This is a genomic window from Maribellus sediminis (genome assembly GCF_011799805.1).
Lineage (GTDB): Bacteria > Bacteroidota > Bacteroidia > Bacteroidales > Prolixibacteraceae > Draconibacterium > Draconibacterium sediminis_A.
The window spans coordinates 117,675-131,211 of sequence record NZ_WXUB01000006.1 but is presented as its reverse complement, the minus strand read 5'-3'; the positions used below and the strand labels follow the sequence as shown (position 1 = coordinate 131,211).

7 protein-coding genes and 1 tRNA gene are annotated in these 13,537 nt (G+C 41.7%); 2 read left to right on the top strand and 6 right to left on the bottom strand.

All coding sequences use genetic code 11. The features are described from left to right. The first annotated feature begins 576 nt into the window (after window positions 1–576). Window positions 577–3,000 carry a family 78 glycoside hydrolase catalytic domain gene (locus tag HFD85_RS19625; protein WP_167613696.1) on the top strand — a complete coding sequence of 808 codons (2,424 nt, stop codon included), beginning with the start codon at window positions 577–579 and terminating at the stop codon, window positions 2,998–3,000. 97 nt (window positions 3,001–3,097) lie between these two features. Here the strand turns inward: HFD85_RS19625 and HFD85_RS19620 are convergent, their stop codons facing one another. The 5 genes from HFD85_RS19620 to HFD85_RS19600 all read right to left on the bottom strand — a co-directional run bounded on the left by HFD85_RS19620 (window position 3,098) and on the right by HFD85_RS19600 (window position 8,961). Further along, window positions 3,098–4,657, bottom strand: coding sequence for an L-serine ammonia-lyase, iron-sulfur-dependent, subunit alpha (locus tag HFD85_RS19620; RefSeq protein WP_167613694.1), 1,560 nt, complete (start codon window positions 4,655–4,657; stop codon window positions 3,098–3,100). After that, window positions 4,654–5,649, bottom strand: coding sequence for an ornithine cyclodeaminase family protein (locus HFD85_RS19615; protein ID WP_167613692.1), 996 nt, complete (start codon window positions 5,647–5,649; stop codon window positions 4,654–4,656). Before HFD85_RS19615 ends, HFD85_RS19620 begins: the two co-directional genes overlap by 4 nt. A 4-nt stretch (window positions 5,650–5,653) precedes the next feature. Beyond that, entirely contained in the window at window positions 5,654–8,113 is a 2,460-nt protein-coding gene (locus HFD85_RS19610) for a glycoside hydrolase family 95 protein (protein WP_167613690.1), read from the bottom strand. Between the two features lie 342 nt (window positions 8,114–8,455). Then, window positions 8,456–8,544, bottom strand: a tRNA-Leu gene (locus tag HFD85_RS19605). Window positions 8,545–8,637: 93 nt separating this feature from the next. After that, window positions 8,638–8,961 carry a hypothetical protein gene (locus tag HFD85_RS19600; protein WP_167613688.1) on the bottom strand — a complete coding sequence of 108 codons (324 nt, stop codon included), beginning with the start codon at window positions 8,959–8,961 and terminating at the stop codon, window positions 8,638–8,640. Between the two features lie 183 nt (window positions 8,962–9,144). On the opposite strand from HFD85_RS19600, the gene purL reads away from it, so the two are divergent. Further along, complete coding sequence (gene purL / locus HFD85_RS19595; protein ID WP_167613686.1) at window positions 9,145–12,834, top strand: phosphoribosylformylglycinamidine synthase; 3,690 nt, start codon at window positions 9,145–9,147, stop codon at window positions 12,832–12,834. Window positions 12,835–12,907: 73 nt separating this feature from the next. On the opposite strand, the gene HFD85_RS19590 is transcribed toward purL, so the two are convergent. Beyond that, window positions 12,908–13,456 (bottom strand): DJ-1 family glyoxalase III, encoded by a 549-nt coding sequence (locus HFD85_RS19590; RefSeq protein WP_167613685.1) that lies wholly within the window; start codon window positions 13,454–13,456, stop codon window positions 12,908–12,910. Between the last annotated feature and the right edge of the window lie 81 nt (window positions 13,457–13,537).

Genomic DNA, 13,537 nt, shown 5'->3' with positions numbered 1-13,537 from the left:
ATTGAGAAATTGTTTTATTGAAATATGTTGGCTTGTCAAGGTAAAACTATTGGTTAAAAGCAAAATACAACAGTGCAAATATAGTTGCAAAAAAGAAAGGCTCACAACTTAATTTGGACGTAAAACCTTTCCTTACAGTCGCCACATGCCGATACTGGAACCAAAGAACAATATTTTGGGCCTTTGTAATGTGTTAGTATTGCTAATGCAGATATGCCTAATCCTGAAAAGTATCAGGTTGAAAGCCTGTGAGTATTTTACAAAGCATCTAATGAGAACTTAAGAAGTTCTATTTTTTGCGAAAATCTTTGGGAAACAAATCCACTATTTCCTAAAACAGAATGTTTCCGTGATGAAACTGGTAATTCATAAGATATGAAGCACATCCTGATTTTGTCGAATTATACAATCTTAAAGAGGATGTGAATAAAGTCAACAACCTGGCTTTTCAGCCAAAATATTCTGAGCTGGTGAAAAGTTTACGTCAGAAAAGTGATTTGGTCGTAATGAGCTTATTGCCGGACAGAATAAGTTTTAATTAAATTTACTTGCTTTACAGGACTTTAAATGGCCGAAATGAAATCATACACAATTCTTTTTTTTCTGTTTATTCTAATATCCTGCTCCCAAACTTCAGAACAAACTGATATTCTAATATTTGATGAAAATGTCAAAGCAAACTGGATTACAGATACCAGGGAACTACCGCAACACGATTCACTTTTCTACTCTGACCGGCCGGCTCCACTGTTTCGAAAAGAATTTGTCCTGGATAATGAGATAAAAAGTGCAACACTTTATATTACGGCTGCCGGATATTACAAGGCAACTCTAAACGGTCAAACCATTGGGAAAAATGTTCTTGATCCCGCATGGACCGATTACAGCAAACGGATTTATTATTCTGAATACGATGTTACTTCTTCATTGATTAACGGAACCAATTGTTTGGGAGTATCTCTGGGCAACGGATTTTATAATCCACTCCCGTTGCAAAAGTGGGGGCGGAGAAATTTAAGAAAAGACCTAAATAAAGTTGGGAAGCCTGCTTTTATTTCAAAACTTATAATAGCATATAAAAATGGAAAAACACAGGAAATTGTATCAGATAGCACCTGGAAATTTGCATTAGGTGCACTTTTGCAAAACGATGTTTATATTGGTGATGTTTATGATGCCCGAAAAAAAATAGTGGGTTGGAATACACCCGTTTATGATGATACTTCATGGAATTTTGCACAAAAAGCTGAAAGCCCTGGCAGAGAAATGCAAAAAGCATTTTTCCCACCTGTGCAGATTGTAAAAGAATTTACACCAGTTAAAATTTATTCACCTGTAAATAAAACTTTCATTGTTGATATGGGAGCGAATTTTACCGGCACCTACAAAATAAAATTATCAGGGAATGTGGGTGATACCATTACTTTCAGGTTTGGTGAACGTGTATATGAAGATGGGACACTGAATCCGATGACCACAGTTGCGGGACAAATTAAACGTAAAGGTGTAGGTGGCCCCGGTGCCCCGGATATTGCCTGGCAAACCGATAGTTATATTGTTGGAGATACTGCAAAAACCTGGTTTACTCCGGAATTTACCTATCACGTTTACCGGTATATGGAAATAACGGGACTTGATGAGATACCTCAGAATTCTGATATTAAAGGACTGTTTATACATTCAAATGTTATGAATCAAAACAGTTTTTCCTGCTCTTCCAATCTGCTTAATTCAATTCAGGAAGCCACTGAAAGAACATTCCTGGCCAACATTATAAGTGTTCAGTCTGATTGCCCGGCAAGGGAAAAATTTGGTTATGGTGGCGATTTGAATGCAACAAGTGAGTCGTTTATTTACAATTTTGATATGCAGGCTTTTTACCGCAAAACAATTTACGATTGGATAGATGCGATGAATGATTCTATTTTTGTTGACACCGCGCCGTACACAGGAATAAAATATTGCGGAATCAGCTGGGAGTCAGCGTTTCTTATTACACAGTATTATCTCTATTTATATTATGCTGATACAGAATTAATTAAAGAGCTGTATGAATTGGATAATAAATGGATGGACAAAGTAGCACGTATTCATCCGAATGGCATTGTTGATAATGGGCTCAGCGATCATGAATCGATGGAACCTGTACCTGTACAATTAACGGGGACTGCTCATTACCTGCAATGTGCGCGGATTATGCAAGTATTTGCGCGTATAATGGATGACAAAGAGAAGGAACAGAAATATGAAAGGCTGGCTGAAAAGCTGAAAAATCAAATAAGGACAGAATTCTGGGATAAACCGGTTGAGGGAAAAATTAACCGACAGACATTGTTTTCTACCTTACTTTATCACGGCATTATTCCTGAAAAGGAATTGGATGCTGCATCGGATTCGTTGCTAATGGCTGTTCATAATGGCCCTTCCGGCCACTTTAATACTGGAATATTCGGAACAAAATATGTTTTAGAAGCGCTTTCACAATACCTAACCCCCGAAAAAGTATTTGAAATTGTAAACAGCACAGAATTCCCGGGGTGGGGATTTATGATCGATAACGGGGCAACTACACTCTGGGAAACATGGAAAGAGAGCGATAATACTTATTCCAATTGCCATCCCATGTTTGGGACAGTAACCGAATGGTATTACCGTTGGCTTGGTGGAATTCGGCCTCAAGCTCAAAATCCCGGATTTAGAAAGTTTACTTTGGCTCCTTCAACTCCTGAAGGACTCGACTTTGTTAAATGCGTCTATCATTCTCCTCATGGAGAAATTGTATCGAATTGGGAAAAGACAGACGAGAATTCATATTTATACGAAATGAAAATACCGTCCGGAAGCACGGCTGACGTAAAACTTAAGGTTGCTGATTCTCAATCCATCTCTATTAAGAAAGACGATATGAATTTTGATAATGAGGAGATTGAAGGTCTTCAGACCGGAAACTTTAAATTAAGCGAGGGGAGTTATATCATTACAGTTTCAACAGGAAATTAAATTGCAAAAATTGTACAGGTAATAGAAAATGCAGCGAAATACTACATGCATTGAAAAGAGTACTTTCTATTTGTATGATTTAACAATTGGATGTGATTTACTTTTGTGCGAGTTTCAGTTTTAGTTTAACAGCTTCTTCGGTAATTGCAAGACCTCCTTTCCCAGTGCATTTTACGCAGTTTGGCATTGTTTTACTCACCCTTGAAACCGTTTTTATTACCTGATCTAGCGGAATAACAAAATCGTACCCTGACACGGCCATAATGGCGGAAGCGTACGCATTTACAGCAGCACTTATGTTTTTCCCCAGGCACGGTACTTCAACCCTGTCAGCTACCGGATCACATACCAGACCAATCATATTCTGAATGGCCATCGATGCCGCACCTATTGCCTGTTTTGCTGTTCCTCCCATCAACTGAGCAATTCCTGCAGCCGCCATTCCCGAGGCAGCTCCGCATTCCACCTGACAACCATGTTCTTCGGCGGAAAATCCCGGTCCCTGGGCAAAATGAGCGCCTACAATTCCGGCAGCGAAATAGGCTTTAATCAGTTCATCTTTGGAAGATCCCAGATTTTCAGAAATTGTCTTCAGGGAACCACCAACCGTTCCACAGGAACCTGCCGTGGGCACTGCCACAACTACTTCCATGGAACTTTTAGACTCCATTATCGCCGACACATTGGCGATTATCCGATTTATTACCGAGTCTTTTATTTTGCCTTCTTTCTCTGCTTTTTCAATCAAATGCGACTGTTGCTGTAGTATCCGGTCCTCGTATGATGTTCCTGTCAATCCGGTAACTATACTTTTATGAATGATTTGAATGATTTCCTCCATTTTCTGAATCAACTCCTGTTCGGGTAATCCACTTATACATTTTTCATAAATTAATCCCATGTCTCCCAAATCAGCGCTGTTTTCTTCGGCATAATCGATTAAGGATTGCACTGATTTAAATGGCATCTCCGATTCTCTGCCTCCGATAACCGGCATTATTGGATCGATAAGCGCGATCTCATCGACAACCGGATGTTCTTGAAGCTGCGTTACCAATTCAGACGGAAAGGAATGCGAAGATTTTAATTCATATTTTATTGTTTCTTCTTTATTTTCAGAAGAAAGCTCAATACCTGAAAGTAGAACAGATTTTAATTCTTCCGACTGGTCAGGGTTATTTTTGGTGAAAATTAGCATAGAATACAAATCACCGTTTAGTTGCACCGGGAAACCGTCAACAGACCTGATTTCAAAACTACCACCTCCAAGTGAAACAGCGATTATTTGTACTTTCTTTTGTGACTTTCCCCACAGGGTAAGCCGCACTGTATTGGCATGGTTGGTCTCGAAGGAACTTATTTTGTATTCGATGGTAATTCCTTTTTTCTGTGCATAGCTTTCGGTATCTTTCATGCGTTCATCGGTAATATCAAGCCCCAAAAGACCGCCGTTCATCCCCATTGTTGTTCCTTGCTCGCGATAATTCGGCGCCCAGGCACCTTCCCGATCAAATTCGACAAGTGCCTTTTGCAGGGGGGCATTCAAAATATCAAGTCCGATTCTGGCAATTCGCCAGGAAGCCGCCGTATGCGAACTGGATGGTCCTCTCATTACAGGGCCGATCACATCGTTAAATATACCGGGTAATTTTTTCATGATTCAAAAAGCTTAATTTCCTGTCCAAAGTTTTCTGTAAGCGAAGCATTGTAAATATCGGTTGCCACGGCGTAATCCTGAATGGCGACCCCAACGCTTTTGAATAGCGTAATCTCATCATCAGATTCCCTTCCTTTTATTTTGTTTAAACAGAAATCTCCGATTTCCCCGACAATATGTTTTTCAGAAATTACTCCTTCGAATATAGGTTTTATCAGATCTCCGCTTTCTTTGAGGCAAGGCTCTGCCTGATCGACGTAAACCTTTGCATCCCTGATTAAAAAGGGATCGATTTCCTGCATATGAGGCTGAAAAGATCCTATGGCATTTATGTGGACGCCCATTTTAACATCTTCTCTTTTGAATAAGGGTTTTGTGGAATTAGTAGCTGTACAAATAATATCGGCTTCAGATAATACGGAAGTGTCCCTGGTAAATATCATTTCAGTTTTTATTTGTTTACCCATCTCTTCGATAAGTCTGCTTGCCCGGTTTTTGTTCTTATCAAACAGAAAAACTTTTTTGATGTTCCGCTCACAAAGCACGGCTTCAAGTTGGGTTCGACCCTGTGAACCGCAGCCGAAAAGAGCCAAAGTTTGGGCGTCCTTTCGCGAAAAATAGCGGGTTGCCAGTCCGCTGGCAGCACCGGTTCGCAGTGCGGTGATGTACTCACCATCCATTATCGAAAGGATTTCACCGGTCACCGAATCAATCACCAGAATAATTCCCTGAATGGTTGGAATTCCCTGTATGCAACTTTTTTCGCGCTGGGTAATGATTTTAACGGATACACGATTATCTTTTTCAACGTGAGCAGGTTTAAACAACATTAAAAGTTGTTTTGAGGGAAGACTTGATACATAGCGTGCAGGAACAAAACTTTCGCCGGAAGATAAAGAAGAAAATGCCTGTTCCATAGCATCAATTGCTTTCTTCATGGAATAATTTTGTTTTATTTCAGCAGCCTTAATTATCCGAACAGGTTTTCTCATGATCTTATTTTTGGGTCAATTGGTAAACTTCTCCCCTTATTGTTTGAAATTCAACAGAACCGTCCTTATGGGTTGTTACAGCAACTTTTTTCCTGTCTTTGGTGATACGAAAATTGGCACCGTCATCAATACGGCAAATTTTTCCTGCTTTTGATTTGATTTCAACTTTGGTAATAATTTTATCTTCCCAACTCATATCCAGTTCGAATCCTCCCCGGACACAAACACCATCAAAATGTCCTTCGGTCCATTCATCCGGCAATGCTGGTAGCAGATCAATAGCACCTTCATGCGATTGAACCAGCATTTCTGTAATGCCAGCGGCAACTCCCATTGTTCCGTCAATTTGAAGCGGTTTCCCACATTTGGCAAACAATTGAGGATAGCACTGTTCCTGTATATAGCCCTTAAAAATGGTATTTGCCCTGTTTCCGTCAAAAAGTCGCGCCCAAAGTGCCATTTTCCATCCTCTCGAAAATCCTGTTCCGCCATCTCCCCGTTGCTCCAGTAACGCCTTGCATGCCTCGATGTACTGAGGGGTTCGTTTTGCTGAAATTACATTCCCCGGATATAACCCATACATGTGAGAGAAATGCCTGTGCTTATCCTCCAGTTGTTCATAATCTTCAGCCCACTCCTGCAAAGTACCATCTTTCCCGACTTTTGGTGGCGACAGTTTTTGGCGAGCTTTGGCTACTTTTTCAGCAAACTCGGCATCCAGACCTAATATTTTTGATGATTCAATATAATATCCGAACAGGTCGGTCAGGATTTGAATATCAATAGAAGAACCATAACAAATGGTGGTAAAATAGTACATTCCGGTTACCTCGTCGTAAAAATATTCATAACCAGGTCCTTTGGGCGGATTTTCAGGCGAAGTGGAAGGGTTGGTTACCAGGTATTTTCCTTGCGGATCTTCAATCAGAAAATCCATAAAAAATTGAACAGCACCTTTCATCACCGGATAAAGTTCTTGAAGGTAGTCTTTATCCTGAGTATAAAGGTAGTGATCGTACAATTGGTTAGTCAGCCAGGCGCCTCCAACAGTAAATGTACCCCAGCAAGGTCCATCCATCGGGGCGGCGACCCGCCACAAATCGGTATTTTGATGAAATACCCAACCGCCGGCGCCATAATGCTCTTTTGCCACCTGTGAACCCTGGTCGGTTAACTCCTTCACCATTTTGGTTAGTGGTTCCACAAACTCAGAAAGATTGCCCGATTCTGCCGGCCAGTAATTCATTTCAGTGTTAATGTTGGTGGTATATTTCGAATCCCATGGCGGATTCATGTATTCATTCCAGATTCCCTGCAGATTGGCAGGTTGTGTGCCAGGTCGTGATGAACTGATCAGCACATAACGGGCAAAATTGTAACAAAGAGACGCAAGACTGGCATCAACATCCGAATTTAATGCAGCCATTCTTTTATCTGTTGGCAGGTAGGAGTTACTCGACACCGGAAGTTCCAGAGAAACCCGGTTGAAATATTTCTGATAATCAGCCACCGAAGCAATTGCTATTTCATTATAAGTTTTGCCTTTCATCCCTTCCAGAAAATTAGCAACCCGTTTATTCTGATCGGCACTTACATCTTTATAATTTACAAAATTGGTTGCCGCCGCAATGCACAAAGTAACAGCATTGGCATTTTTTATAATTAAATAGTCGTCTTCAGTTCTTATGGTACCACCTTCAGAAAAGGCTTTGAGCTGAACTTTGTACTTTAACTTGCCTTCAATTCCCAGGTAATCTGCCGATTTCCCGTTCAACATCAAACCATCTTCGTCAACCTCGTCCATGGTAAAATAATCTGTAGCATAATTGGAGTGGGCGGCGTTGCGAACTCCGCGCAACTGAGCCTTAAATGAAAGGCTGCCTGGCTTGCTGGTTGTTAAGCGCACAAGTATTACCTGGTCGGGAACTGAAGAAAGAACCTCTCTGCGATAAGTAACTCCATCTGTAGTATATTCTACGCCGGTAATTCCTGTGTTGAGGTCCAGCCATCGTTTGTATCCGCTTACTTCTGTCAGGTCTTCAAAAAAAAGGATGAGGTTAGCCAGCGATTGATATTTCTGTTGTTCGACCGGATAACCCATTAAATGCCTTCCAAATAATTTATGTGCTTTTATCGGCTCACCATCAAAAACATATTTCTGAATTTGAGGTAAAAACTCTGCACCTCCCTCTACCACTGTTGAATAAGGCCCGCCGGTCCAGTAGGTATCTTCATTTAGCTGTATGCGTTCTTCATTATATTTTCCAAAAACCATTGCACCCAACCTTCCATTTCCTACAGGAAGAGCTTCTTCCCATGCTATTGCAGGTGAGTTATACCATAACAGGGTTGCCGGATCAAATTCCTTGTTATCAATGTTTACTGAGAAGTCCTTATTCTGAGCAGATGTAAAAAAGGTTATTCCCCAACCAATAAAAAAAACAAAGAATAAAGGTTTGTTCATGAATTTGATTTGATTCGGTTGTAAGTTCCCGTAAATTTCAATAAATATATCATTAAAAGACAGTTTAATTTTTAAAATCCCGGGGATTTTCAGGAGATAATCTTAAAAGTATAATGCCGACACAAATTACAAGGAAAAGTCGCTTGTTTAACGCATCAATAATAGTGGCATTTCGTAATTCGGTTGCGAACTCCTTTGTTTATTGGTTGCAAGAGGCTTGCTTGAACCGCCGACATCATGATAATGAAATCTGAGTATCCAGATTGAAATGGAGGGATTATTTATATTTAAAGGGAAAATAAAAAAGCAACGATCTGAAAATAAGATCGTTGCTTTTTTGATTGGTGCCCAGAACAAGACTCGAACTTGCACGGGAAAATTCTCCCACAAGGCCCTCAACCTTGCGTGTCTACCAATTCCACCACCTGGGCTTATTTTTTAGAACGTTTTCAGGTGACCCCGAAAATTTGTGAGTGCAAAACTATAAATTTTTTTTAACCTGCATACTTTTCATTAAAATATCATTAGCGTTCGTATTCGGTTTCCTGCTTCACCTTTGTCACCACGTCATTTTTAACAGTAACGTAATACTTATCTGTTTTGGTTACTGTTGGTGTCATCATGGGGTCGAGCGTAAGTTTTGCCTGACCAATTTCGGTGCTTTTCAACACTTCGGTCTTTTCAAAAACATACACTTTCCCTTCCGACCGATCCAACAAGGCAACTGGCTTGCCATATGCTTTTTCAAAGGCCGACAACGGTTTGCCAACAAAAGTTCGCTGAAGTTTCTTTTGCGAACTGCATCCGAAAACAAGTATTAAAAGCAGGAGTAAAATTAAACGATGCATCTATGGTATTTTTTGCCAAAGTAAATCAGAATATTTGAAATCGTTCATGAATTTGGTCTCTTTAACTTTTTTCATGTTGAAAACTCCGTATCTATGGTGAAAACTAATACCTAGCTCCACATATTATTTTTTATCTTTGTGGCGTGTTTTAAAACATGCTCGTTAAAATAATTTCACTGCAAAATGATTCAATTCTTTAAAACTCAAAGTAAAAGTATTATCGCAGTTTATTCTGCAAAACCGCTTGGTGACGAAAACATCGAGAAATTGGTATGGTTGTTTTCCGAAGCCGAATATCTGAAAGCTCAAACTCTCGACGGTTGGTTTGTAGGCCCCCGCAAGGAAATGCTTACTCCCTGGAGTACAAATGCCGTTGAAATAACCCAGAATATGGGTATTGAAGGCATACGCCGGATGGAAGAGTTTTTTGAGGTAGACGACGAAAATGCAAAATACGATCCGATGCTTCAGGCCATTTACGAAGGTTTGAATCAACAGGTTTTTGCTATCGATAAAGAGCCGGAACCGATAAAGAATATTGAAGATGTTGCAGCCTATAACGAGCAGGAAGGACTGGCTTTGAGTGAAGATGAAATCGGATACCTGAACTGGGTGGCCAAAGAAATGGGTCGACCGTTGACCGACAGTGAAGTGTATGGTTTTGCCCAGGTGAATTCGGAACACTGCCGTCATAAGATTTTCAACGGTAGCTTTGTAATCGACGGAAAAGAAATGGAATCGTCACTTTTCCAGATGATCAAAAAAACATCGCAGCAAAATCCTAACAAAATTGTATCGGCTTATAAAGATAACTGCTCGTTTGTTCAGGGGCCGGTTGTTGAACAGTTCGCGCCAAAAACACAGGATAAACCCGATTATTTCGAAGTAAAAGATATTGAAACTGTGCTTTCGCTTAAAGCCGAAACGCACAACTTCCCTACAACCGTTGAGCCTTTTAACGGTGCATCAACTGGTACCGGTGGCGAAATTCGCGACAGGATTGCCGGAGGAAAAGGTGCGTTGCCAATTGCCGGAACAGCAGTTTACATGACTTCTTATCCGCGTACCGAAGCGCAACGTTCGTGGGAACAAGCCACCGAAGAACGTGACTGGTTGTACCAGACTCCCGAAGAAATTCTGATAAAAGCTTCTAACGGGGCCAGCGACTTTGGTAACAAATTCGGACAACCGTTGATTACCGGTTCGGTGCTGACTTTCGAGCACTTCGAGAATTTCATGAAATACGGTTACGACAAAGTAATCATGTTGGCCGGAGGTATCGGTTTTGGTAACAAAAAACACAGTCTGAAAGACGACCCGGGAATAGGAGACAAAGTTGTGTTGCTGGGTGGAGATAATTACCGCATCGGAATGGGTGGTGGAGCTGTTTCATCGGTGGCAACCGGCGAATTCGAAAATGCCATTGAATTAAACGCTGTACAACGTGCCAATCCTGAAATGCAAAAAAGGGTATACAATGCCATTCGTGCCTTGAGCGAGGTGGATGATAATCCGATTATATCTATTCACGACCATGGTGCAGGCGGTCACCTGAATTGTCTGTCGGAGCTGGTTGAGACAACCGGTGGAAAAATAGATACCTCGAAATTACCCGTTGGCGATCCAACACTTTCGCAAAAAGAAATAATTGGTAACGAGTCGCAGGAAAGAATGGGACTCGTAATGAAACAGGAACATGTTGAGCTGCTTCGGAAAATTGCCGAACGCGAACGTGCACCAATATACGAGATCGGTGAAACCACCGGCGATATGCAGTTTACTTTCCAAAACTCGGAAACCGGGGAAAAAACGATCGACTGGCAGTTAGGCTACATGTTCGGAAATCCACCAAAAACAGTTTTGGAAGATGAAACTGTTGAGCCTGATTTTGACGAACTGGAATACAACTGGGAAGAAATTTACGACCTGGTTGAACAAACCATACAATTGGAGTCGGTAGCCAGTAAAGACTGGTTAACCAACAAGGTTGACCGTTCAGTAACCGGACGTATTGCCAAACAACAAACTGCAGGACCTTTGCAGTTACCATTAAATAATGTTGGGGTGATCACCCTCGATTACCAGGGAAAAGCCGGTATAGCAACATCGATTGGTCATGCACCAATTGCGTCGCTTATCGATGCTGAAAGAGGTTCTGTACTTTCAATTGCCGAATCGCTGACCAATATTATCTGGGCTCCTTTAGCCGATCATATCCGAAGTGTTTCGTTAAGTGCCAACTGGATGTGGCCGGCCAAAAATGCCGGAGAGAACGCCCGCATTTACAACGCGGTGAAAGCTGCAAGCGATTTTGCCTGCGCATTGGGAATCAACATTCCTACCGGAAAAGATTCCATGTCGATGACACAGAAATACAAGGATGATGTGGTGTTTGCTCCGGGTACCGTAATCATTTCCGCTTCAGGCGAAGTTTCGGATGTGAAAAAGGTAGTTGAGCCGGTTCTGGTAAACGACGAAAGCAAAGAGATTCTTTTTATCGACATGTCGTTTATGGAGCGTGCTCTTGGTGGTAGTGCTTTTGCACAATCCATCAACAAAATTGGCAGAACATCGCCAACAGTTGCCGATCCTGAGAAATTCATTACTGCATTTAATACCGTTCAGAAGCTGATTGAACAGGATCTGATTCTGGCCGGACACGATATAGGTTCAGGAGGTTTGATTACCAGCCTGCTGGAAATGTGTTTCAGCAATACCAAAGGTGGAATGAAAGTCGATGTTACTGCTTTCGGTGAGGAAGACCTCGCAAAAATCCTGTTGGCAGAGAATCCGGGTATTGTAATCCAGTGTGCCGACAGTGCCGAAGTTAAAAAGCAATTGGAGGCAGCCGGTGTTGATTATATCGCACTTGGATTCCCTGTTCCGTACCGAAAAGTGAGAGTCGTGAACAACACAGTTGAAGCCGATTTCGACATCAACTCGTTGCGCGATATGTGGTTCAAAACGTCGTACTTGCTCGACAGGAAACAGAGTGGCGAAAAGAAAGCGCTGGAACGTTATCAGAATTATAAAAACTACGATCTGAAGTTTGATTTCAAAGACTTCTCCGGTAAAGCAGAAGATTTGGGAATCGACCTGAAACGTCGTACTTCATCTGGAATCAAAGCTGCCATTATCCGCGAAAAAGGAGTAAATGGCGACCGCGAAATGGCTTATGCCATGTACCTTGCCGGAATGGATGTTAAGGACGTTCATATGACCGACCTGATCGCCGGACGTGAAACGCTGGAAGATGTGAATATGATCGTATTTGTTGGAGGTTTCTCCAATTCCGATGTGCTTGGTTCGGCAAAAGGATGGGCCGGTGCGTTTAAATTCAACGACAAAGCCCGCATTGCACTCGAAAAGTTCTATCGCCGGGAAGATACACTGAGTCTGGGGGTTTGTAACGGTTGCCAGGTAATGGTTGAACTTGGGGTAGTTTATCCCGAACATAGTATTCAGCCCAAAATGTTGCACAACGAATCGCATAAATTCGAGTCTTCGTTCCTGAATGTAGATATTCTTGAGAACGATTCAGTGATGCTTGGAAATATGGGAGGTATGCGTCTGGGCATCTGGGTGGCACACGGTGAAGGTAAATTCTATTTGCCATTTAACGAAAACCAGTATAATATCCCTATGAAATATTCCTACGAAGGATATCCGGGGAATCCGAATGGTTCGCACTTTGGGGCAGCTTCGCTTTGTTCTGATGATGGCCGTCACCTGGTGATGATGCCTCACCTCGAACGTGCGTTTAAACCATGGCATTGGGGTGTTTATCCGGCCGAGCGGAAAGCCGATGAACTGGCACCGTGGATACAGGCCTTTGTGAATGCACGGAACTGGATTGCTGAGAAAACGAAATAGAGATACTATTTATAAAGCAGAAAGCCGCCTTTCAATATTGAAAGGCGGCTTTTTATTGCGTTCAATTTGCTACTTAGTTTGCGATCATTTTTTCTGCGAGGAGTTTTGCTTGGACCTTGCCTTTATATGTTTCAACAATTTTTAAAGCAAATTCAATAGCTACACCTGCTCCTTTTCCGGTAATAATGTTATCCACTGCTTCCACATTATTCCCGGTTATGATTGCGCCGTGCAATTCATCTTCGAATCCCGGGTAGCAGGTTGCATTTTTATCTTTTAACAGGCCAAGATTTCCAAGTACCATTGGCGCCGCACAAATTGCTCCCAGTGGTTTATTACTGTCGTTGAAGTTTAAGATCTGTTCACGCAAACCACTGTGTGCTTTCAGGTTTTCTGCCCCTGGCATTCCGCCGGGCAACACGATCATATCCACCGTTGCATAATCCACTTCATCGAAAAGGTAGTCGGCCGTTGTTTTAATTTGATGCGAACCGGTAACAACCAATTCATCACTAACAGAGACAACAAGTACCTCAAAACCTGCACGACGCAATACATCGATAATGCTGATTGCTTCTATTTCTTCAAATCCTTCCGCAAGGTGTACAGCTATGTTTTTCATATGATTAAGATTATTTGTTTTCAGCGGTATCACATGGAATTCGTCCCGACAATAGTCGGGTCTCATTTCATGATTTACTTT